This window comes from Arthrobacter sp. StoSoilB19 (assembly GCF_019977275.1).
In the GTDB taxonomy this organism is placed as follows: Bacteria; Actinomycetota; Actinomycetes; order Actinomycetales; family Micrococcaceae; genus Arthrobacter.
Genome location: NZ_AP024650.1, coordinates 2,721,986 through 2,744,009, shown reverse-complemented (window position 1 = coordinate 2,744,009; position 22,024 = coordinate 2,721,986). Strand labels below are relative to the sequence as shown.

At 66.8% G+C, this 22,024-nt stretch carries 20 protein-coding genes and 1 tRNA gene; 11 read left to right on the top strand and 10 right to left on the bottom strand.

Translation table 11 applies throughout. From position 1 onward, the window contains the following. The first annotated feature begins 388 nt into the window (after positions 1 to 388). The 5 genes from LDO86_RS12605 (at position 389) to LDO86_RS12585 (ending at position 5,540) form a co-directional block, all read left to right on the top strand. On the top strand, positions 389 to 1,723 hold the full coding sequence (locus LDO86_RS12605) for a hemolysin family protein (RefSeq protein ID WP_018768441.1): 1,335 nt from the start codon (positions 389 to 391) through the stop codon (positions 1,721 to 1,723). Beyond that, positions 1,720 to 2,790, top strand: a complete 1,071-nt coding sequence (locus LDO86_RS12600) for a hemolysin family protein (protein ID WP_018768440.1) — start codon at positions 1,720 to 1,722, stop codon at positions 2,788 to 2,790. Before LDO86_RS12605 ends, LDO86_RS12600 begins: the two co-directional genes overlap by 4 nt. A gap of 76 nt (positions 2,791 to 2,866) precedes the next feature. Continuing rightward, positions 2,867 to 3,844: a zinc ABC transporter substrate-binding protein gene (locus LDO86_RS12595; protein ID WP_018768439.1), complete on the top strand. Its 978-nt coding sequence runs from the start codon at positions 2,867 to 2,869 to the stop codon at positions 3,842 to 3,844. Further along, positions 3,841 to 4,656 carry a metal ABC transporter ATP-binding protein gene (locus tag LDO86_RS12590; protein WP_018768438.1) on the top strand — a complete coding sequence of 272 codons (816 nt, stop codon included), beginning with the start codon at positions 3,841 to 3,843 and terminating at the stop codon, positions 4,654 to 4,656. Before LDO86_RS12595 ends, LDO86_RS12590 begins: the two co-directional genes overlap by 4 nt. Then, on the top strand, positions 4,656 to 5,540 hold the full coding sequence (locus LDO86_RS12585) for a metal ABC transporter permease (protein WP_018768437.1): 885 nt from the start codon (positions 4,656 to 4,658) through the stop codon (positions 5,538 to 5,540). The genes LDO86_RS12590 and LDO86_RS12585 overlap by 1 nt, the downstream gene beginning before the upstream one ends. Here LDO86_RS12585 and LDO86_RS12580 read toward each other — a convergent pair. Beyond that, positions 5,518 to 5,979: a Fur family transcriptional regulator gene (locus LDO86_RS12580; RefSeq protein ID WP_018768436.1), complete on the bottom strand. Its 462-nt coding sequence runs from the start codon at positions 5,977 to 5,979 to the stop codon at positions 5,518 to 5,520. The genes LDO86_RS12585 and LDO86_RS12580 overlap by 23 nt on opposite strands. Before the next feature lie 117 nt (positions 5,980 to 6,096). Here LDO86_RS12580 and LDO86_RS12575 point away from each other — a divergent pair, with 117 nt between their 5' ends. After that, entirely contained in the window at positions 6,097 to 6,753 is a 657-nt protein-coding gene (locus tag LDO86_RS12575; protein ID WP_018768435.1) for an MBL fold metallo-hydrolase, read from the top strand. Here LDO86_RS12575 and LDO86_RS12570 read toward each other — a convergent pair. Beyond that, complete coding sequence (locus LDO86_RS12570; RefSeq protein WP_018768434.1) at positions 6,750 to 7,862, bottom strand: PLP-dependent cysteine synthase family protein; 1,113 nt, start codon at positions 7,860 to 7,862, stop codon at positions 6,750 to 6,752. The genes LDO86_RS12575 and LDO86_RS12570 overlap by 4 nt on opposite strands. A 108-nt stretch (positions 7,863 to 7,970) precedes the next feature. On the opposite strand from LDO86_RS12570, the gene LDO86_RS12565 reads away from it, so the two are divergent. From LDO86_RS12565 to LDO86_RS12555, 3 genes are read left to right on the top strand one after another with little or no spacing between them, the layout of a single operon-like run. Continuing rightward, positions 7,971 to 8,885 carry a sulfurtransferase gene (locus LDO86_RS12565; RefSeq protein ID WP_018768433.1) on the top strand — a complete coding sequence of 305 codons (915 nt, stop codon included), beginning with the start codon at positions 7,971 to 7,973 and terminating at the stop codon, positions 8,883 to 8,885. Next, on the top strand, positions 8,882 to 10,075 hold the full coding sequence (locus tag LDO86_RS12560; RefSeq protein WP_026265644.1) for an NAD(P)-dependent alcohol dehydrogenase: 1,194 nt from the start codon (positions 8,882 to 8,884) through the stop codon (positions 10,073 to 10,075). The genes LDO86_RS12565 and LDO86_RS12560 overlap by 4 nt, the downstream gene beginning before the upstream one ends. After that, entirely contained in the window at positions 10,072 to 10,500 is a 429-nt protein-coding gene (locus tag LDO86_RS12555; RefSeq protein WP_018768431.1) for an HIT family protein, read from the top strand. Before LDO86_RS12560 ends, LDO86_RS12555 begins: the two co-directional genes overlap by 4 nt. 25 nt (positions 10,501 to 10,525) lie before the next feature. Here LDO86_RS12555 and LDO86_RS12550 read toward each other — a convergent pair whose 3' ends face one another. The 3 genes from LDO86_RS12550 to LDO86_RS12540 all read right to left on the bottom strand — a co-directional run bounded on the left by LDO86_RS12550 (position 10,526) and on the right by LDO86_RS12540 (position 15,754). Further along, positions 10,526 to 11,509 (bottom strand): beta-ketoacyl-ACP synthase III, encoded by a 984-nt coding sequence (locus LDO86_RS12550; RefSeq protein WP_018768430.1) that lies wholly within the window; start codon positions 11,507 to 11,509, stop codon positions 10,526 to 10,528. A gap of 30 nt (positions 11,510 to 11,539) precedes the next feature. Further along, the gene (gene hrpA, locus LDO86_RS12545) at positions 11,540 to 15,508 is read right to left on the bottom strand and encodes an ATP-dependent RNA helicase HrpA (protein ID WP_018768429.1); all 3,969 of its coding nucleotides are present in this window, start codon (positions 15,506 to 15,508) and stop codon (positions 11,540 to 11,542) included. A gap of 78 nt (positions 15,509 to 15,586) precedes the next feature. After that, the gene (locus LDO86_RS12540; protein WP_018768428.1) at positions 15,587 to 15,754 is read right to left on the bottom strand and encodes a hypothetical protein; all 168 of its coding nucleotides are present in this window, start codon (positions 15,752 to 15,754) and stop codon (positions 15,587 to 15,589) included. Between the two features lie 81 nt (positions 15,755 to 15,835). On the opposite strand from LDO86_RS12540, the gene LDO86_RS12535 reads away from it, so the two are divergent. Further along, positions 15,836 to 16,804, top strand: coding sequence for a helix-turn-helix domain-containing protein (locus LDO86_RS12535; RefSeq protein ID WP_018768427.1), 969 nt, complete (start codon positions 15,836 to 15,838; stop codon positions 16,802 to 16,804). A 13-nt stretch (positions 16,805 to 16,817) separates the two neighbouring features. On the opposite strand, the gene LDO86_RS12530 is transcribed toward LDO86_RS12535, so the two are convergent. Beyond that, on the bottom strand, positions 16,818 to 17,150 hold the full coding sequence (locus LDO86_RS12530) for a protealysin inhibitor emfourin (protein WP_018768426.1): 333 nt from the start codon (positions 17,148 to 17,150) through the stop codon (positions 16,818 to 16,820). Between the two features lie 57 nt (positions 17,151 to 17,207). Then, on the bottom strand, positions 17,208 to 18,260 hold the full coding sequence (locus tag LDO86_RS12525) for a M4 family metallopeptidase (RefSeq protein WP_018768425.1): 1,053 nt from the start codon (positions 18,258 to 18,260) through the stop codon (positions 17,208 to 17,210). A gap of 125 nt (positions 18,261 to 18,385) precedes the next feature. Between LDO86_RS12525 and LDO86_RS12520 the strand changes: the two genes are divergently transcribed. After that, complete coding sequence (locus tag LDO86_RS12520; RefSeq protein ID WP_018768424.1) at positions 18,386 to 19,336, top strand: cation transporter; 951 nt, start codon at positions 18,386 to 18,388, stop codon at positions 19,334 to 19,336. Positions 19,337 to 19,419: 83 nt separating this feature from the next. Here LDO86_RS12520 and LDO86_RS12515 read toward each other — a convergent pair. From LDO86_RS12515 to LDO86_RS12505, 3 genes are all read right to left on the bottom strand, one after another. Further along, positions 19,420 to 19,492 (bottom strand) — tRNA-Arg (locus LDO86_RS12515). Between the two features lie 110 nt (positions 19,493 to 19,602). After that, entirely contained in the window at positions 19,603 to 21,153 is a 1,551-nt protein-coding gene (locus tag LDO86_RS12510; protein WP_018768423.1) for an FAD-dependent oxidoreductase, read from the bottom strand. Next, positions 21,150 to 22,022 carry an FAD:protein FMN transferase gene (locus tag LDO86_RS12505; RefSeq protein WP_018768422.1) on the bottom strand — a complete coding sequence of 291 codons (873 nt, stop codon included), beginning with the start codon at positions 22,020 to 22,022 and terminating at the stop codon, positions 21,150 to 21,152. The genes LDO86_RS12510 and LDO86_RS12505 overlap by 4 nt, the downstream gene beginning before the upstream one ends. Positions 22,023 to 22,024: the final 2 nt, after the last annotated feature.

The window sequence follows — 22,024 nt, the reverse complement described above, 5'->3', positions numbered from 1 at the left end:
CATCTGATACGCCCGGCTCCTGGAGCGCCAAGGGTCGCCGGGAAGCCCCGCAAAGTGCTGGGGCGGCCGCAGGCCGGGCCGCCCCGGCGGCGGACTGCCGCGCATCCGGCCGGGGCCGCTCCTGTAGACTGAAATTCTTATGGACAGTAAATCTAGGTGCCGGCCTGGGCACTGTCAGCGGAGCTCCACGAGGAGCGCCGCACAGTCCGCCCCCAGAGCCGGCAAGCCCCGACAACGCGCCCATCACCAGCCAGCGGCCCAGCTTGCCGCATCCCGTGCGGACCAGTCCTCGGGATCCGCCGACCATCCTCCGCCGGGCCGAAGCAGCTCCTCCCTTGTCCGGTGGGCTGCGCTCCCGGCGGTCCTGCCGCTCCAGGCGGGATGCTGAATGGAGTGGCTCCTCCTGGCAGCAGGCCTGCTGCTGATCGCCGGCACCGGATTCTTTGTGGCCGTCGAGTTTTCCCTCATCGCTTTGGACCAATCCACCGTCCAGCGTGCCATTGACGACGGGGACAGCGGCGCTGTGCCGTTGCTCACCTGCCTCAAATCGCTGTCAACACAGCTGTCCAGCTGCCAACTCGGCATCACCCTGACCACGCTGCTCACCGGCTACGTCATGGAACCCTCGGTTGGCCACCTCCTCGAGGCGCCGCTGGCCGCCGTCGGACTTCCCGCCGTGGCCGTGCAGTCCATCTCCCTCATCCTCGCCATGGTGCTGGCTACGCTGCTGTCCATGCTCCTGGGTGAGCTGGTGCCCAAGAACATGGCGATCGCGCTGTCGTTCCCCGTGGGCCGGGCGCTGGCCCGGCCGCAGCTGATCTTCACGGCGATCTTCAAACCGGCCATCCTTGTCCTGAACGGCTTTTCCAACAAGGTCCTGAACGTTTTCGGGCTGGAAGCCAAGGAAGAAATTTCCGGCGCGCGGACTCCGGCGGAGCTTGCCTCGCTGGTCCGCAGGTCGGCTGCGATGGGAACGCTCGACGCCGGGACTGCCAACTTCATCGCCCGCACCCTGAATTTCTCAACGCGGACGGCCGCGGACGTCATGACGCCGCGCATCCGGCTCGAGACAATCGACGCCGACCAGCCGGTTTCCGACGTGGTGGAGGCGGCACGCAGGACCGGGTACTCCCGGTTCCCGGTTATTGGCGAGTCCGCCGACGACATCCGCGGACTGGTGCACGTCAAGAAGGCCGTCGCCGTTCCGTGGGACCGGCGCCGCAACCTTGAAGCGGGCGCCATCATGACCGAGGTACTGCGGGTGCCCGAGACCATCCACCTTGATGCACTCCTGGCCGAGCTCCGCGAGGGAAACCTCCAGCTGGCCGTCGTGCTTGATGAATACGGGGGTACGGCAGGCATCGCCACCCTTGAGGACCTGGTGGAGGAAATCGTGGGCGAGGTGGCGGACGAGCACGACAAGGTCCGTCCGGGGCTACTGCAAAGCGCCTCCGGCGACTGGTACTTTCCCGGGCTCCTCCGTCCGGACGAGTTGTCCGAACAGATCCCGGGGCTGAGTGTTCCGGACGAAGCGGCCTACGAGACCGTGGGCGGCTACGTCATGAGCAAACTCGGCCGGATCGCCGTGGTGGGGGACTCCGTCCCGGTGGGCGGCGGAACGCTCAGCGTTACCAGGATGGACGGCCGGAGAATCGACCGCATCTGCTTCCATCCGGCGGATCAACCGGCTGCACAGGACCCCAATGACAGGAGCAAGCCATGAGCGACTGGGCGGGCATCCTCTGGCTGGGCTTGCTCCTGCTGGGCAATGCCTTTTTCGTGGCGGCTGAGTTCGCCATCATGTCAGCGCGCCGCAGCCAGATTGAGCCTTTGGCCGACACCGGATCCAAGCGCGCCCAGACAACCCTGCGCGCCATGGAGAACGTGTCCTTGATGCTGGCCTGCGCGCAGCTTGGCATCACCGTCTGCTCCCTGCTGATCCTGCTGGTGGCCGAGCCGGCAATCCACCACCTGCTTGCCGTCCCCATCGAGACGGTGGGCCTGCCGGCGGAAGCTGCGGACGTCGCGGCCTTCGCCGTGGCCCTGATGCTGGTGACCTTCCTCCACGTCACATTCGGCGAGATGGTGCCCAAGAACATCTCGGTGTCCGTGGCGGACAAGGCCGCGCTGCTCCTGGCCCCGCCGCTGCTGTTCATCTCGCGGCTGGTCCATCCGGTGATTTCAGTCCTCAACTGGTCCGCCAACTACATCCTTAAGCTGATGCGGATCGAGCCCAAGGATGAGGTGACGTCCTCCTTCACGCTGGAGGAGGTGCAGTCGATCGTCCAGGAGTCCACCCGCCACGGCCTGGTGGACGACGACGCCGGGCTCATTACCGGTGCCCTGGAGTTCTCGGAGCACACGGCGGAGGACATCATGGTGCCGCTCGGGAAGCTGGTCATGCTGGGGGCTTCCACCACTCCGGTGGAGTTTGAAAAGGCCGTCAGCCGTACGGGATTCTCCCGGTTTCCCATGCTTGATGACGACGACATGCTCTACGGCTACCTCCACGTGAAGGATGTGCTGTCCATTCCGGAGTCCGCCTACGAACTGCCGATTGCCGAGAGCCGCATCCGCTCGCTGGCCAACCTGGCGCTGGGGGACGAGATCGAAAAAGCCATGTCCGTCATGCAGCGCACGGGATCCCACCTTGCACGCGTGATCGGCCCGGACGGCAAGACGCGGGGTGTGCTCTTCCTTGAGGACGTCATCGAACAGCTCGTCGGTGAAATCCGGGACGCGACGCAGGCCACCGGAATCCGCCGGTTGGGCCAGCCGAACGGAAATTGACCTAAATAGGAATCATTCGCATTTAGGTATAGGCTTGCACTGTCGTCCTCCCCATCTGCGTGAACTGAGGTTTTCCGTGCGCCGTACCGCCGCTGCCAGCTCTTTCCTTGCCGCCCTGACGGGCCTTGGCCTTCTGCTCAGTGCGTGCAGCCCGCAGCAGTCCGGGACGCCCGCTTCCACGCAGGGGATCAACGTCGTGGCCTCGACGAATGTGTACGGCGACATTGCCAGGAGCATCGGTGGGGATAAGGTCAGCGTGACCGCGATCATCAACAACGCCGGCCAGGATCCGCATTCCTATGAAGCGACCGCCCAGGACCGCCTCACTGTTTCGAAGGCGCAGCTGGTCATCGAAAACGGCGGCGGCTACGACGACTTCCTTCATACCCTGGTGGAGAGCAGCAAGCTCGACGGCGGTTCGGTGCTGACCGCCGTCGAAGTCTCCGGCCTTGCCCACCCGGAGGAGGAGGCTTCCGCCTCGACCGGGCCGGCCGCCGAAGGCCCTGGCGGGCACGATCACGGCAACTTCAACGAACACGTCTGGTACAGCCTGCCGGCCATGGAGCGGATGGCCGACAGCGTTGCGGAGAAGCTCGGCACGCTGGATCCCGGTTCTGCCGCCACGTTCACAGCCAACGCAGGCGCCTTCAAGGCCTCCCTCTCAGACCTGCACGGCAAGCTGGAGGCCCGGAAAGGCGCGGCGGCCGGAGGACAGGTTGCGGTCACCGAACCCGTTCCCCTCTACCTGCTCGAAGATGCGGGCCTGAAGAACGCCACACCTGAGGCCTACACTGCCGCGATCGAGGAGGGCACTGACGTCCCGCCCGCCGCCATGAAGGAGGCCACAGACCTGGTGGCGTCCGGGACAGTGCGGCTGCTGGCCTACAACGCGCAGACCGAGGGCCCGCAGACGGAAGCGCTGAAGAAGGCTGCTGAAGCCGCAGGGGTTCCGGTGGTGGACTTCACCGAAACCCTGCCTGAGGGAAAGACCTACGTGCAGTGGATGACGGACAATGTGAACAACGTCAGCAAAATTCTGGAGTCAAACAGGTGAAATCCGTCGTCAGCCTCAGCGGGGCGTGCCTCAGGTTCGGTCAGCGCACGCTTTGGGAGGATCTGGACCTGGACATCAGGCCCGGGGAGTTCTTCGCCGTGCTGGGTCCCAACGGCAGCGGCAAAACCAGTTTCCTGAAGGTCCTCCTGGGCCTGCAGAAGCTGCACTCCGGACAAGCGTTACTGGGCGGGCGGCCCGTGGAACGCGGCAGCAACCTGATCGGCTACATTCCACAACAGAAGTCGTTTCCGCAGGACACGCCCCTGCGTGCCCGCGATCTGGTGGCCCTGGGAGTCGACGGGCACCGGTGGGGCATCCGGTTGTCGGCCGGCAAGACAAACCGCAGGGTGGACCAGCTCCTGGAACTGGTGGGCGCCTCCGACTACGCCAAGGTCCCCGTTGGCCAGCTCTCCGGCGGGGAGCAACAGCGGCTCCGCGTGGCGCAGGCACTGGCAACTGATCCGCAGGTCCTGCTCTGCGATGAGCCGCTGTTGTCCCTTGACCTGCACCACCAGCAGGCAGTCAGCGCCCTGATCAACAAACAAAGCCGCGAACACAACAGCGCCGTTGTCTTCGTTACCCACGAAATCAACCCCATCATCGACTACGTGGACCGGGTCCTGTACCTGGCAGGGGGACGGTTCCGGGTGGGGACGCCGGAAGAGGTCATGACCACGGAAGTGCTCTCCGACCTCTACGGCACCCAGGTGGAGGTGATCCACGCCAACGGCCGGATCGTCGTCGTTGGCCTGCCCGATGCCACCACCCACCACCACGCCGAGGCTGACGCCCTGGCAGGGGAGGCAGCGTAATGGACGCCGACAGCATCCTCGGTGCCATCTTCAACTTCGACAACTACGGCGAACTGCTGGTCCTGGTCCAGAACTCAATCTGGGCGGGCGCCATCCTGGGGCTCCTTGGCGGCCTGGTGGGCACGTTCGTCATGAAGCGGGACCTCGCTTTCGCGGTCCACGGCATCTCCGAACTTTCCTTCGCCGGCGCCGCCTTCGCCCTGCTGGTCGGTGCGGACGTGGTTTTTGGCTCGCTCATAGGATCGGTGGCGGCAGCGCTGCTGCTGGGCCTGATGGGTGTCCGGGCCAGGGACAAGAACTCAACCATCGGCGTGATCATGCCGTTCGGCCTGGGACTCGGAATCCTGTTCCTGTCCCTGTACCAGGGCCGGGCCGCAAACAAGTTCGGGCTCCTCACCGGGCAAATCGTTTCCGTGGACACCGTCCAGCTCCAGGCCCTCGCCGGGACCGCTGTCGTGGTGATGCTGGTGCTGGTGTCCATCTGGCGGCCGCTCACCTTCGCCAGCGTGGATCCCGAACTCGCCGAGGCGCGGGGAGTCCCGGTCCGCACGCTGGCCCTCGTCTTCATGGTCCTCCTGGGCGTCAGTGTGGCCTTGTCCATCCAGGTGGTCGGCGCCCTGCTGGTGCTTGCGCTGCTGATTACGCCGGCGGCCGCGGCCCTGCGGGTCACGTCGTCGCCGGTTGCGGCGGTGGTCCTGAGCGTCGTTTTTGCTGTCACCGCAACGGTGGGCGGAATCCTGCTGGCACTGGGCGGACGGATCCCCATCAGCCCCTACGTCACCACGTTGTCGTTCCTGATCTACGTGGCCTGCCGCGCCATCAGCTCCGTGCGCGCCGCGCGCGGCATCAACGGGCGGGTCCTTACAGCTTCCCGGCAGCCTTAAGGGCGGTGCAGTCAGGGCACAGGCCGAAAATCTCCACGGTATGGTCCACCTCGGTGAACCCATGCTCGGCGGCCGTGCGCACCGCCCACGTTTCGACGGCGGGTGCCTCCACCTCCACCGCCTTTCCGCAGTTCCTGCACAGCAGGTGGTGGTGATGCGCGGTCACCGCACAGCGCCGGTACACGGCCTCGCCGTCGCCATTGCGCAGCACATCCACCAGTCCCTCATCGGCGAGTGACTGCAGGATCCGGTAGGCAGTGGCCAATGACACGGACACGCCCTGGTTCTGCAGGATGCGGTACAGCTCCTGCGTGCTGACGAAGTCGTCCAGGTGGTCCAGGGCCGCACTGACGGCCTTGCGCTGCTTGGTAACGCGCTGTTCCCTGCCGCCTCCTGCCGGGGATGGGGCGGCGGAATCAGCCTTGACGCCGATCGGCATGGACGAACTCGCTTCCGTGGGGGGGCAAACACCAAGATTACCAGCCGGAGCTTCATGGGCCGGAGTGCAGGACAGGGTCCGTGGACAGGCTTCCGGGGCGGACCCTAGGCTGGCGCTATGAAGCTGACCAAGTACACCCACGCCTGTATCCGGCTCGAGAAGGAAGGCCGCATCCTGGTACTGGACCCCGGCACCTTCTCCGAATCAGCCGAGGCGCTGTCAGGGGCGCAAGCAGTCCTGGTGACCCACGAACACGCAGACCATCTTGACAGCAAGGCCGTGGTGGCCGCACTCGAAGGAGATCCGGGCCTGGCGCTGTATGCCCCCGGGGGCGTGGCCGGGCAACTGCGCCGGGAAGCCGCCGCCGCGGCAGACCGCATCCATACGGTGGAACCCGGCCAATCCTTCCAGGCCGCCGGCTTCGACATCCGCAGCTTCGGCGGCCAGCACGCCCTGATCCACCCGCAGATCCCGGTGGTTGCCAACATCGGTTTCCTGGTAGACGGAAACGTGTACCACCCGGGGGACTCGTTCATCATCCCGGACGGAATCCAGGTCCAGACGCTCCTGGTCCCGCTGCACGCGCCGTGGAGCAAGTCCGCCGAGGTTGTGGACTTCGTCATCGGTGTGCGGGCGCCGCGCGCCTTCCAGATCCATGACGGCCTGCTCAACGACAACGGCCTGGGCATCGTTGAAGGCCATGTCAAGCGGATCGGCGCCAAGTACGGCACCGAATACAGGCACCTGGCCGCCCGCGAGTCCGTGGAGGTTTAGGCCGGCGCGCCGGTCCACTCCCCGGTGTCCAGGAAGCGCGAAATCACGGCCTCGTGGGGCGCCGGATCCAGCCCCTGGGAAGCCAGCCAGTCCTGGTTCCAGTAGTTGCCCGCATACCGTTCGCCGCCGTCGCACATCAACGACACGATGCTGCCCTTGCGGCCCTCGGACAGCATCTGGGCCACCGTCTGCCAGACTCCCCACAGGTTGGTTCCGGTGGAGGGACCTGCATGCAGGCCGGCGAATGAGTTCAGGTGCCGCATTGCTGCCACCGAGGCGGCATCCGGCACCTGGACCATCCGGTCGATCACCGTAGGGATGAAGCTCGGCTCCATCCGGGCCCGGCCAATGCCTTCGATGCGCGAGGGCAGGCCGGTGGGCCGTCCGGCTGTTTCCCCCAGCCAGCCTGGATAGAAGGCCGAGTTCTCCGGGTCCACCACCAGCAACCGTGTGGGATGGCTGTGGTAGCGCAGATACCGGCCGATCGTGGCGCTGGTTCCGCCCGTACCGGCGCCAACCACGATCCACTCCGGCACCGGATGCGGCTCCAGGCTGAGCTGCCCGAAGATCGATTCGGCGATGTTGTTGTTCCCGCGCCAGTCGGTGGCCCGCTCCGCGAACGTGAACTGGTCCATGTAATGCCCGTTGCAGGTGGCGGCTACTTCTTCGGCTGTCGAATACACATCCGTGGCGTTCTCCACCAGCAGGCAGGAGCCGCCGAACTTTTCGATCAGCGCGATCTTTTCCGGGCTGGTGGTGCGGGCCATCACGGCGACAAAGGGCAAACCCAGCAACTGGGCGAAGTAGGCCTCCGAGACCGCGGTGCTGCCGCTTGAGGCCTCCACGATGGTGGTGTCCGCCCGGATCCAGCCGTTGACCAGCCCGAACAGGAACAGGGACCTGGCCAGCCGGTGCTTCAGGCTGCCGGAGCGGTGCGTGGACTCGTCCTTGAGGTACAGCCGGATGCCCCACTGTTCCGGCAGCGGCACGGAGTACAGGTGCGTGTCCGCGGAACGGTTGTTTTCGGCGGTGATGGTGCGGATGGCCTGGTCGGCCCAGTCCCGGTCCGTTCCGCCATCGTTCCTGCCGGTGCTGCCCTCGATCGTCACCAGTCCAGCCTACCCGCGGGCCGGGAACTCCCCGTCTAGAGTGGGACCGGCGGCCGTCCAGGCAGGATGTCCCGCGTCCGCCGTCAGCACGCTGCAGAAGGAGCACCGATGAAACCGTTGTTGGACGTTGCCGCCCTCCAGGCCAGGCTCGGCGCCGGGCGCCGGACGGTGCTGCTGGACGTGCGCTGGGTCCTGGGCGATCCGCACGGCCACGAACACTATCTCGCAGGGCACCTGCCGGGTGCCGTCTTCGTGGACCTGGCCTCCGAGCTGTCCGACCCGGCGGTTCCGGACCGGGGACGGCACCCCCTGCCCTCCTCCGGACAGTTCCAGGAGTCGGCCCGGCGCTGGGGCATCAGGAAGGGCGACGTCGTGGTCGCCTACGATGACAGCGCGAACATGGCGGCCGCAAGGGTGTGGTGGATGCTCCGCGATGCCGGCCTCAATGAGGTGTACCTGCTCGACGGCGGCCTGGCCGCCTGGCGTGCCGCCGGCCTGCCCCTCGAACCGGGCCCGGTCCATCCCGCGCGCGGCGACGTGGAGCTGGGCAGCGGGCAGATGCCAGTGGTCGACGCCGGTGCTGCCGCAGCCTGGCCGAGGGATGGGCTGCTGTTCGATGCCAGGGCAGGGGAGAGGTACCGGGGCGAGGTCGAACCGGTTGATCCCCGTGCCGGACACATTCCGGGAGCGGTGAGCGCCCCCACCACCGGGAACGTGGACGACGCCGGGCGGTTCCTGCCGCGGGAAGAACTGCGGCGGAGGTTTGAATCCCTTGGCGTGGTGGCAGGCCTCCCGGTGGCCGTCTATTGCGGGTCCGGCGTCACGGCCGCCCACGAGGTGGCTGCACTGGAACTCGCCGGGTTTCCGGCAGCCCTGTACCCAGGCTCCTTTTCGGAGTGGTCCAACCGGCCCGGGCTGCCGGTGGCCGTGGGTCCGGAACCCGGGGGCGGCGGAACGGAGGTCCGGGAGGGCGGAAGGCCGGCTGGAAACTCCGCAGGCGGCGGGGGTAGCGTCGCACTATGACACCAGGACGCCCGGTACCACCGCCCCTAGCAAAACCCATAGATCCAGCCCAACCCAACGACCCCTCCAACCCTCTGGATCCCGTATCTGATGCTGCCCCCGCCGCTGAAGCCGGGTCGCTTGCCGGCGCCTGGGGTGCGGTCTCCCGGGAGAGCGGACTGGTGCCGCTGACCGTGGCCCGGCGCGCGCCCAAGCCGGACGACGTGGAGATCGCCATCGAGTTCTGCGGGCTCTGCCACTCCGACGTGCACGCAACCCGCGGAGAATGGGGCGGCCAGGCGTACCCCCTGGTTCCCGGCCACGAAATCGTGGGAACCGTCAGCAGGATCGGCGCGGACGTTACCGACTTCGCCATAGGCGACCGGGTGGGCGTGGGCTGCATGGTGGACTCCTGCCGCGAGTGCGACAGTTGCCTTGACGGCCTTGAGCAGTACTGCGAAAACGGGATGACCGGCACTTACGGTGCCAAGGACCGGCGGAACGGTGACGCAATCACCCAGGGCGGGTATTCCTCGTCCATCGTGGTGGACCGCCGGTACGTCCTGCGTGTCCCGGCGTCGCTGGACCCGGCCGCCGTCGCGCCCCTGCTGTGCGCCGGCGTCACCACGTTCTCGCCGTTGCGGCACTTCGACGTCGGGGAAGGGGACGTGGTGGGCGTCGTCGGGCTGGGCGGGCTCGGCCACATGGCCGTCAAGCTGGCAAAGGCGATGGGGGCGAAGGTGGTGGTATTCACCACGTCAGAGTCCAAGGTGGCGGCCGCGCTGGAGCTTGGCGCGGACGAGGTTGTCCTGTCCCGGGACGGGGAGGCGATGGCGGCCGCGAACCGCACGGTGGACCTCATCATCGATACCGTTGCCGCCCCGCACGACCTGAACCCCTTCTTCCGCACCCTGCGCGTGGACGGGGCATTGTTCCAGCTGGGACTGCCCTCCGAGGCGATGCCGCCGGTCAACCCGGGTGCTCTGATCCGGCGCCGGATCGCCTATGCAGGGTCCTTGATCGGCGGGATTGCCGAGACCCAGGAGATGCTGGATTTCTGCGCTGAACACGGCGTGGTGGCCGACATTGAGAGGGTGACCGCCGCCCAGCTGAATGAAGCTTACGACCGGATGGTCGCAGGAGACGTTAAGTACCGGTTCGTGCTGGATACCGGCACGCTGCAGGCAGCCGCTGAGGAGGCAGACGCATGAGCACACTGTTCACGAAGATCATCAAGGGTGAGATTCCCGGCCGGTTTGTGTGGCGGGAGGACGACGTTTCGGCGTTCCTGACCACCGGCCCGCTCGCGGACGGCCACACGCTGGTGGTTCCCACCGAAGAAGTGGACCGCTGGACGGACGCGTCGCCGGAAACACTGGCCAAGGTCATGGAAGTGGCACGGCGCATCGGTGCCGTCCAGGTGGACATTTTCGGGGCACGCCGGGCGGGCCTTATCGTGGCGGGCTACGAAATCAACCACCTGCACGTCCACGTGTGGCCATCGCAAAGCATGGCCGACTTCGACTTCGGATCGGCGGACCAGAACCCGGACCCCGCAGTCCTGGACGCCAACGCGGAGAAACTGCGCGACGGCCTCCGGGCCGCCGGGTACGGGGAGTTCGTGCCCGGCAGGTAGGACGCGGGGAAGGCTGGCAGGGAGATCAGTCCCGGCGCGGCGTCATCGCCACCATGCCCGCATAGGTGAAGCCGCCGCCGAAGCCGAAAAGCAGTGCGGGGACGTCCGCCGGGATCCTTCCGGAGTGCCACCATTTGCTCAGCCCCAGCGGCACGCTGGCAGCGGACGTGTTCCCGGACTCGGTGACGTCGGTGATGACAATCCGGTCCGACAGCCCCAGAGCCTCGGCCAGCGGTTCGATGATGCGGAGGTTGGCCTGGTGCGCGGCAAGGACCTGGATGTCGTCCATTGCCAGCCCCGCCCTGGCCACCGTCTCGCGGGCACGCTCCGGCGCTTTGGTCAGGGCCCACCGCAGCACCTCGCGGCCGTTCTGCGAAAACCTGCCCGACGGCGGGGAGATCCGGACAGCATCGGCCATGCCGCCCTCGGACCCCCACACCACCGGGCCAATGCGGGGCGTCTCCGACGGACGCACGACGGCGGCGCCGGCGCCGTCCGCGGTGAGCACCGCCGTCGCGCGGTCCGTCCAGTCGGTCACGGCTGAGAGGGTTTCCGCGCCAACGACGATCGCGTGGGAGGCGCTGCCGCTGCGGATGGCCTGGTCGGCCACGCCGAGGGCGTACTCAAAGCCCGAACAGGCCGTATTGACGTCCAGGATGGCCGGTCCCCGGCCGTCCCGTCCCAGGCCCAGCGCCTCGGCCACCCGGCCCGCGGTGTTGGGGGAACGTTCGGCGGCCGTGGTGGTGGCCACCACCACGAGGTCGACGTCCGCGGCCGCGACGCCCGAATCGGCCAGGGCCATCCGTGCCGCCGGAACCGCGAGGTCCACCACTGTCTCGCCCTCGCCGGCGATGTGCCTTGTGACGATGCCGGTGCGCTGGCGGATCCACTCGTCGTTGGTGTCCATCATGCCCTCGAGCTCATGGTTGTCCATGATGCGCGCGGGCTGGGCGTGGCCGAGCCCTGCAATCTCTGTCCCTGCCGGGCCCTGGGCAAGCGTGAGCTTCATTGGATTCCTCTCCTTGGTGGCTGGCCGCCGCTAGGCGGGGGCCAGTGCTTTGTTGAGCACGGCGCGGATCCGCTTCTCAGACACTGAATACGCGGTGCCGAGCTCGACGGCGAACAGGCTTACCCGAAGTTCCTCGATCATCCAGCGCACCTGGGTTAACTCGCGTCCTGCCCGCCGTCCGGGCAGCAGCGCCGAGACGGCATCGTCGTAGTCGTCCTCAAGCCGCTGGACGACAGCCATGTTAAGGGCGTCGCGCTGGACGTTGCCGGGCAGCCGCTCCAGCCGCTTCTCGATGGCCGCCAGGTACCGGGGCATCTGGCTGAGCTGTGCGTAGCCCGTGCGTGCCACAAAACCGGGATACACCAGTTGTTCCAGTTGGCTCTTGACGTCGTTGAGCGCGCTGATCAGGGCCAGGCTGGTGGTGCCCTTGAGCTGCTTCTCGATCCGGCGGGTGCTGGCCAGGATGCGCTCCACCACGGCGGTGACCGTGAAGACGGTGTCGATCAGTTCGGCACGCACCAGCTCATACAGCTGGTCAAAGGCCTTCCGGTCCCAGGGAAGGTCCGCGGGCGTGAGCTTGTCGATGGCCGCCAGCGCGCAGTCCGCGATGAGGGCGGATACCGAGCCGTGCGGGTTCTGGCTGAAGGTCAGCTTTTCCGTGTTGCTCAGGTGCTCCAGGACGTAGCGGTCCGGCGCCGGAACCCGCAGGGCAAGCAGGCGGATCACGCCGCCGCGCATCGCGTCGAGCTGTTCCTCCTGCGTCTGGAAGACCCGCAGCGACACTGAGGTTCCCTGGTCCACCAGGGCCGGGTACCCGGTGACGGTGTGGCCTTTGACCATGCTGCTCACCTGGCGTTCGATGGTGCCGAAACTCCATTCCGTCAGGCCTTCCTGCTCCACGAACCCGGCCGCGGCGGAGGTTCCCGGCACCCCGGCAGCCTGCGGGCGTGTGGCTGCTCCGGCGTCGGACGCCTTGCCGTTCCTGCGCTGCTGGGCCTTGCCGCCGGCGCCGGGCGCAGTGGAGGCCGGTGTGGCGCCGAGCGAGTCTGCAATCGCGCGCCGGGTGGCAGGAGCCAGCCTCTCCTGCAGTTCGGCCAGGTCCTTTCCTTCGCCCAGCACCTTGCCGCCGCTGTCCACCACCTTGAAACTCACGCGCAGGTGCGCAGGCACGGCGTCCCAGTTCCAGGAACCGGGCGGGATGATGGCGCCGCGGATCCGCCGCAGCGCGAGTTCCAGCGACGGCTCCAGCTCATCCCGGGCAGGATCGAAGTCCGCTTCGAGGACCGCCACCGCCTGCCGGGCAACATCGGGGGCAGGAACGAAGTTCTTGCGGACCTGCTTGGGCAGCGACTTGATCAACGCGGTCACCAGCTCCACGCGCTGGCCGGGGATCAGCCAGCGGAACGGGGCATCGTCCAGCTGGTTGAGGAACAGGACGGGAACTTCGGCCGTGACGCCGTCGGACGGGTTGGGCGGTGAACCAGGAGCCACGGGGTGGAACTCGTACGTCAGCGGAAGCTCGAAGCCCTTGTGCAACCAGGTCTTGGGGTAGGCCGATTCATCCAGGTCATCGGCGTCGTCACTGAGGAGCAGCGATTTGTCGTAGTCCAGGAGGTCCGGATTCTCCCGGCGGGCATCCTTCCACCATTTATCGAAGTGCCGTTCGGAAACCACGTCGGGGCCGATCCTGGCGTCATAGAACTCGAACAGCGTCTCGTCATCCACCAACAGGTCGCGGCGGCGCATGCGTGCCTCGAGTTCCTCCACCTCATGCAGGAGCGCCCGGTTGCGGTGGAAGAACTTGTGGTGGGTCTTCCAGTCACCCTCCACCAGGGCATGCCGGATGAACAGCTCCCGGGCCACGACCGGATCCACCCTGCCGTAGTTAATCCGCCGCTGGGCAATGATGGGAACGCCATAAAGGGTGACTTTTTCGTAGGCCATGACCGCGCCCTGCCGCGTGGACCAGTGCGGTTCACTGTAGGTGCGCTTCACCAGGTCCGGTGCCACCTGCTCGGCCCACAGGGGATCGAATTTGGCCGCCACCCTGGCCCACAGGCGGCTGGTTTCCACCAGCTCCGCTGCCATGACGAACGTGGGGGATTTCTTGAACAGCGCGGATCCGGGGAAGATCGCGAACCGGCTGCCGCGGGCACCTGCATACTCGCGCTTGCGCTCATCCAGGATTCCGATGTGGCTCAGAAGCCCGGACAGCAGGCTGATGTGGATCCCGTCATGGTTGCCCACGGGATCGGCCAGGCGCTTGTTGTCCAGGGCGATCCCCAGCGGCCGCGCAAGCTGGCGCAACTGCGCGAAGAGGTCCTGCCACTCGCGAACCCGCAGGTAGTTGATGAATTCGGCCCGGCACAACCGGCGGAAGGCCGACGAGGACAGTTCCTGCTGTTTCTCCTGCAGGTAGTTCCAGAGGTTGAGGTAGCCGGTGAAGTCCGAGTTTTCGTCCCGGAAGCGGTTGTGCTTTTCCGCGGCCAGCTGCTGCTTGTCTGTGGGCCGTTCGCGGGGGTCCTGAATGGTCAGCGCGGCCGCCAGGACCATGACTTCGCGGACGCAGCCGCGTTTTCCGGCCTCCACGATCATTCGGCCCAGGCGGGGATCGACGGGCAGCTGGGCGAGTTTCTGTCCGACGGCGGTGAGGCCGCCGCCTGCCCCGGGCTTACCGCCGTTGTCTTGCGGGCGTGGGGGAGCCAGGGCGCCGAGCTCGCGAAGGAGGGTAACGCCGTCGTTGATGGCCCGCGTTTCCGGCGGCTCGACAAAGGGGAACTCCTCAACGTCCTTGGGGCCCTTTGCCACGCCCATGGCGGTCATCTGGAGGATGACGGCGGCGAGGTTGGTGCGCAGGATCTCCGGATCCGTGAACCGGGGCCGGGACTCGTAGTCCTCCTCCGAGTAGAGCCGGATGGCGATGCCGTCAGACACCCGGCCGCAGCGGCCGGAGCGCTGGTTGGCCGATGCCTGCGAGACGCGTTCGATGGGCAGGCGCTGGACCTTGGTGCGGTGCGAATACCGGGAGATGCGGGCCGTGCCCGTGTCGATGACGTACTTGATGCCCGGCACCGTGAGTGACGTTTCCGCCACGTTGGTGGCAAGCACGATCCGGCGCTTGCTGCCGGGGTGGAATACCTTGTGCTGCTCCTGCAGGCTCAGGCGCGCGAACAGGGGAAGGATCTCGGTGTTGGACAGCCTTCGGTTGGACTGGATCCGGGCCTGGAGTGCGTCCGCGGCGTCGCGGATCTCCCGCTCGCCGGAGAAGAAGACCAGGATGTCACCGGGCGCTTCCGCCGCGAGCTCGTCCACCGCATCGCAGACGGCATCCAGGGGATCGCGGTCCTCCTCGAGTTCATCGTCCGAGGGGTCGTCGTCGTCGGCCTTGGGCTGGGACAGCGGCCGGTAGCGGATTTCCACCGGATAGGTCCGGCCGGAGACTTCGACGATGGGAGCGGGTTGTACCGGGGTCCCGAAGTGGTGGGCGAACCGTTCCGGGTCGATGGTGGCTGAGGTGATGATCACCTTCAGGTCCGGCCGCTGCGGCAGGATCCGCTTGAGGTAGCCCAGGATGAAGTCGATGTTGAGGCTTCGTTCGTGTGCCTCGTCAATGATGATGGTGCTGTACCTGCGCAGCAGTCTGTCCCGCTGGATCTCGGCAAGCAGGATGCCGTCGGTCATCAGCTTGACCTTGGTTGCCTTGCTTACCTCACCGGTGAAACGGACCTGGAAGCCCACCTCCTGGCCGATGTCCACGCCAAGCTCTTCCGCAATGCGCTCGGCCACGGTCCGGGCTGCCAGCCGCCGGGGCTGCGTGTGGCCGATCAGTCCCTTCTCGCCCAGGCCAAGTTCCAGGCACATCTTGGGGATCTGGGTGGTCTTTCCGGAGCCGGTCTCGCCGGCGATGATGGTCACCTGGTTGGCCGCGATCGCGGCCATCAAGTCCTCGCGGCGCTCGGAAACCGGCAGCTCGGCGGGATAGGAGATATGAAAAGTCATGGCTGCAGACAGTCTACTGCGGGAGCCCCGGCTTCCCGTTTGTACTGCCGGCAGGTGTCCGGCGCCTTTGGTTCTGCCCTAGAAAACGCGGAGCGTGTAGTTGATGCTTGGGAGGTCCAGGGCGGACCAGGCTTCGTGGGATTCAGCAGGAGGCGTGTGCCCCCGGCCATCACGCAAAAGCGCTGAAATGGTTGCTGCGGCCACGAGGAGGATCAGGAGGATGAGGAGGGTTATGAGGATTTCCATGCCTCCATGCTTCTCCATCCTGCAACAGGGAAAAAGTGGCAGAAATGCCCAAAAAGACATAATTCCTGCCACAATGGAAGCATGCTCAAATCAGTGGCCGTCATCGTGGTTCCCAACTTCTCGATGTTCGAGTTCGGCACTGCCTGCGAGGTATTCGGCATCGACAGATCCGGCCGGGGAAGCGGCGTCCCGGCCTTCGACTTCCGCGTCTGCACGCCGGAGCCTGGCGACGTCCGGTTGAAGTCAGGCCTGACCCTCAACGTGGGCCTGGGACTTGAAGCCACCGAAGATGCGGACCTGGTCATCATGGCCCCCTACGGGAGGGGCGACGAGTTGCATGAATCCGTAGTCGAGGCGCTGAGGGCTGCTGATGCAAGGGGGGCATGGGTGATGTCCATCTGCTCGGGCGCTTTTGCCTTGGCCCGCGCCGGATTGCTGGATGGGCGCCGCTGCACCACGCACTGGCACTACTCCGGCCAACTGGCTGCCGAAAATCCCGGCGTGCAGGTGGACGAAAACGTACTCTACGTGCAGGACGGCAACATCATTACGTCCGCAGGGACCGCCGCCGGGATCGATGCCTGCCTCCACCTTGTGCGGGTCGAACTCGGGGCCAAGGTGGCCGCCGCGATCGCCAGGGACATGGTGGTTCCTCCGCACCGCGACGGCGGCCAGGCGCAGTTCATTGACCGGCCAATGCCGGCCTGCGGCTCAGCTCCCATGGAGGAGCTGCTGCGCTGGATGGTGGAGAACCTGGACCGCGAGCACACGGTAAGCGAACTGGCGGCACGCGTGCACCTGTCGGCCAGGACGTTCGCCCGGCGCTTCCGGTCCGAGACCGGAGCGACGCCTGCCGCCTGGCTCAATTCACAGCGGGTGCTCCGGGCCCAGGAACTCCTTGAGTCCACGGACCTGAACATCGAAGAAATCGCCAGGGAGTCCGGCTTCGGGCACCCTGTCCTGCTGCGGCACCACTTCGCCAAGGTCCTGGACACCAGCCCGCAGTCATACCGCCGCGCTTTCCGCGGCCAACTGGCTGTGGCGGGGTAGCACCCTTTGCACCCTAGCCCGGGGCGGGCTCGTCGCGGCGTTCCTGGTCGCGGAGTTCCTCGGCCGCTTCCCGTGCGCTGTCCACAAGAATCCGCCAGGGTCCGGTGACGGCCTGCTCGGGAAGTGCTGCCCTGCGTTGCCCTGCCCGGATCGAGTAGATGAACCTGTCCGGTTGGGCTTCCGCAAATTGCTCGGCAGCTGCCCTTGGCGTCTTGGGTACCGAATCCCACGGGCAGGCCTCGACCAGGGGCTGCCATTGGCTGAGGTCGCTGTCCGATTGCGCATCGACCGTCCACACCCGCGTAACCGCAGCTATCCCGCCGCTCCGTTCCACCTTGATCTTCATGGCCTGGCCCCTGGGCTTCCCTGCGGCCCGGCGGCCAGTGACGGTCAGCCGGGGTGGTTAAACCTTGACCTTCACAGTTTCCCACGCCCCCGTTACGGCGTCATGCTCTTTGGACCCCGAACCGAACAGGTCCGCGGCGGCCCGTGCCGTGGCGCGGGCAAAGACGGTGAAGGTTGCGGCCGGCGGCATCGAACCGCTGGTAAGGGTCTCGTACCAGATGCGGCCGGGCGCCTCCCAGGCGTTGCCGCCGAGGGCGTCCGCCACCAGGTAGAACGCGCGGTTGGGGATGCCGGAGTTGATGTGGACACCGCCGTTGTCTGCGCTGGTCCGGACATACGAGTCCATGGAGTCGGGTTGCGGGTCCTTGCCCAGCACGTCGTCGTCGTACGCCGTTCCGGGCGCCTTCATGGACCGAAGGGCCTGCCCCTGGACCTTGGATGTAAAGAGGCCTTCACCGATCAGCCAGCTGGCCTGGGCAGCGGACTGGTTCTTGACGTACTGCTCAACGAGGGCGCCGAAGACATCTGACATCGACTCATTAAGGGCGCCCGCCTGGTTCCGGTACGCAAGCCCGGCCGAGTACTGGGTGACCCCGTGCGCCAGTTCGTGTCCAATAACGCTGAGGGACTTGGTGAACCGGTCAAAGACGTCGCCGTCGCCGTCACCGAACACCATCTGGGTGCCGTTCCAGAAAGCGTTGTCGTACAGGTTGCCGAAGTGCACCGTGGCATCGAGCTTCATGCCGCGTCCGTCAACCGAATCCCGGCCGAAGGCGTCGGCATACAGCCGGTGCGTGTGACCCAGGCCGTCGTAGGCTTCATCGGTGGCGGCGTCGCCGGTGGCGCGCGCGCCTTCTTCCCGGACCAGCCTGCCCGGGAGCGTTTCTTCGCCGCCGGCATCGTAGATGGTGCGGTCCACCGGGCCCGGCTTGACCTGGCGCAGCCCGGGCGGGAGGACCGGGACGGCCTGTGCACGTGCTGCCTGGAATGATTCGATGTGGCCAAGGGCCTTCCGGGCCGCGCTTGCCGCCGAAGAGAATCCCGGTGCGTCCTGTTGGGCCAGCCGGCGCAACAGGTAGGGCGGAACGATGGAACAGAACTGAACTTGCATGGCGTACTCCCTCAGCTAGGTGGTTTCAGCCTAAGAGGAGCCTCCGACAATTGACTGCAGGCGGCCGCCGCGAATTCGGTTGGCTTCCGGGTGCTGCAGCAGGCCCGGATGGGTACGGTAGGCGCATGGCTGACACCGAAAAGCACAACAAGCCCGGCTCCACCCTCCTCACGGTCATCATCGCCTTCGTAGCCAATACGCTCGTGGCGGTGGCGAAGTCGGTGGCCGCAGTCCTTTCGGGCTCGGCCTCCATGGCAGCGGAGGCAGCCCACTCCTGGGCGGACACAGGAAACCAGGTGTTCCTGTTCTTCGCCGAGCGCCGTTCAGGCAGGCCCAGGGACAAGAGCCATCCCATGGGCTACGGCCGTGAAGCCTACGTGTGGTCCATGTTCGCCGCGTTCGGACTCTTTACCGCCGGCGCGGTGGTGTCCATCATGCATGGCATCCAGGAGATCATCGAGCCGGAGCCGGCCGCAGATTTCATGGTGGCCTATGTGGTCCTGGCGGTGTCTTTCGTCTTCGAAGGCATCTCCTTTGTCCAGGCTTTCCGGCAGACCAGGAAGGCGGCCCATGAGCTGGACCGGCACACGATGGAGCAGGTGCTCATCAGCTCCGATCCCACCCTGCGCGCCGTCTTCGCCGAGGACGCTGCCGCGCTGATCGGCCTTGTCATAGCCTTCGTGGGCGTGTTCCTGCACCAGGTCACCGGATCGCCGTTGCCCGATGCAATCGGTTCGATCGCGGTCGGCGTGCTGCTGGCCGTCGTCGCCGTCGTCCTGATCGACCGCAACAGGCGCTTCCTGGTGGGCCAGGGCGTCACCCCCGACATTGAACGGTCCATGGCGCAACGGGTGCTGGCGCACCCCGAGATCGCGCGGCTCACGTACCTGCACCTGGAATTCGTCGGTCCCCGCAAGCTGTACCTGGTTGCGGCCGTGGACCTGCAGGGGGACCATCCCGAACATGAAGTGGCGGTGGTCCTGCGCCGGATCGAGCGTGAGCTGGAAGACCATGAAACTGTCGAGGAAGCCGTGCTGACCCTGGCCACGCTTGACGAGGTTGCCCTGCATTTCTGATCCTGCGGCTTCCGCAGCGCAGCAGGAAAGGCCGGAAAACGAAAGAACCCCCGCCGCTTCAGTGAAGCGGCGGGGGTTTTCTGTGCCCTCGATAGGATTCGAACCTACGACCTTCTGCTCCGGAGGCAGACGCTCTATCCCCTGAGCTACGAGGGCAATCCGTATTTCCTGCCGTTCCCGGCGGGACGTCCTAGAGCTTAGCAGGAAGGTGGCCCGCAAGGGAAAACCGACACCAAGGCCAGGAATGGACAGGCAAAGAAGCGGTTTCAATAGCCGGCGAAGGAGTCCGTCCGGACCCGGCGGGCACCGGCGCTCTTCGCCGCCCGGCGGAGCGATGCAACGCTTGCCGGGGACCCCGAAACATAGACGTCACGGGCGGCGATGTCCGGCACGAGCGCCGCAAGGGCCCCTCCGTCCAGCCGGGCTCCCGGGCCGGTGTTTGCGGCAGCGGAGGCCAGGCCGGAGGGCGGCCGGGAACCGTCCGCCAACCGCACCAGCACCCGGATGCCGGCGTCCCGGAGTTCCTCCGCGTAGGCCACTTCCCCTGCGCTTTGGGCCAGGAGCAGGAGCACGGCGTCCCGCTCCCGCAGGCCCCCGGAGGACAGGTATGAAACGAAGGGCGTGATGCCGATTCCCGCCGCGATGAGCAAGACCGGCCGGTGCGGATCGCGCGGCAGGACAAAGTCGCCGCCCACCGCCGTGGCTGCCACTTCGTCGCCCGGCCGCAGGGCCAGCAGCGCCTCCTTTGCCGCAGACAAGGGACCGGCCGTCCGCACGGCGAACTTCACCAGCCGCTCCCGCGGTGGGCTTGTCAGGCTGAACACCCGGCGTCGGCCCTTGCCGTCCGGCCTGGCGTGCGGCAGGTCCAGTTCCATGTACTGGCCCGGAAGGAAGCGCACCGGCCGGGCCGGGTTGAACGTGAACTCGGTGGTGGCGGGCGTCAGCTGCCGGGTGCCGGTGAACCGGAGCTTCACGGCCCCGCGCTGCCCTGCCAGGAAGGCCAGCAGGTTGCCTGCCAGCAGGGCTGCCTCGGGCGAGTTGGCGAACAGGCCCAGGTTCCAGGGGACGGCGAAGAGCACTCCCACCACGGCGGCCAGCGCCAGCTGGTGCCTGCGGCGGGGCGGCAGGGTCAGGGGCTCGGTCAGCATGAATCCCACGAAGAACAGGACCGGCCGCTGCGCCAGGGCCTGGTAGATGCCCATGCCCGCCGTCATGCCCGATCGAAGCAGTTCAAGGGTGATGATGGCGGTGGCCACCAGCGTGAACATGGATGCCATCAGCACTTTGCGGGTCCGGTACAGGACCAGCAGCACGCCCGGCACCAGCAGCCACAGCATGGCAGGAGTTGCCGCCCACCACGTAGCGATATTCAGCCCGGTGAGGCCGGTGGCGAAGGCGCCGGCGGCGGCAGGATTGAAGATGTGCCGGCCGCGCCACGCCAAGGCATATTTGGAGGCGGAGGCCAGGACGCATGCCAGTGCCACCCCGGCCAGGTCCAGCGGCTGCAGGGACGGCCAGAACAGGAAATACAGCAGCAGCCCCGTGATGAGGGAGGACTCCGTGTGGGGGTTGACCCGGAAAAGCGCCGCCAGCGCCCGGTTGGAGGCGTAGGTCAAGCCCAGGCACAGCGCCAGGTGCGCGAGCATTTCCGGGATACCGAACGTCAGCCAGCCCAGGATGTTGAGCAGGATGCTGTAGGCGGCCAGGACCGCCAGGACTGTTAGGACAACCCGGTACATGGTGAACCTGCCCACGGCGGTCCCCATCCGGCCGGCCAGGGACGGCGCCGGGGGGTGCGGTGTTTCCACGGGACTCATGAGAACAGCATCCCTTCGAATTCGGCGGAGTAGGCGGCGCTGCCGTCGGAAAAGACGGTCAGCCACGAAAAATCAAAGCTTTCCTGAAGCGTGGCGCCGGGAACAAAGAACAGGGCCGTGGCGAGTGCGTCGGCCACCATGGCAGTCCCCGCCAAGGCCCAGGTGGCGACGGCGGTCCGCACCGGCTGCCCGGTGGTCCCGTCCAGGACGTGGTGGAGTCCGTCCCCCCAGGCGCGGCGGTTGGCAGCCGACGCACACAGGGCGCGACCGTCCAGGTAGATCATCCCAATCGCCTGTGCAGGGTTGTAGGGGTGTTCAAGCGCCACGCTGACGGGTCCTGCCCCGCGGGCCAGCAGGTCGCCACTGGCGTCGATGACGAAGGCGCCGATGCCGGCGGCCGCCAGGTCCGCGGCCAGGAGGTCCACCAGCAGGCCCTTGCCTGCGGCGCCGATGTCCAGCAGCACGGGGGCGCTGGCCGTCAGGACGGTTCCGGACCACGTGAGCACCGATTCCCAGGCCGGCGCAGGCAGCGGCGGACCGGCCGGCCGGAGCGAATACGCTGCGTCATACCCCAGGCGCTCCAGGCTGCCGCCAATCAGCGGCGTCATGGCGCCGCCGGTCACCCGGTAGAGCAGGCTGTAAAGCTCGCCCAGCGGAGCAGCCTCGTCCGGAAACTGATAACGCCCCGGCTCCCGTGCCAGGTCCGACACCAGCGAGTCGGCCCGGAAACGGGACCAGTCGGCGTCGAACTTCTCAACCGTGTTAAGCACGCGTGCGCGCAGGGACGCGGGCAACGGCAGGGGAGTGGTGATGTCCCAGCCGGTTCCGATCCCCTGGAACAGGAAGTGATCCCAGTCCGTGACGGACACCG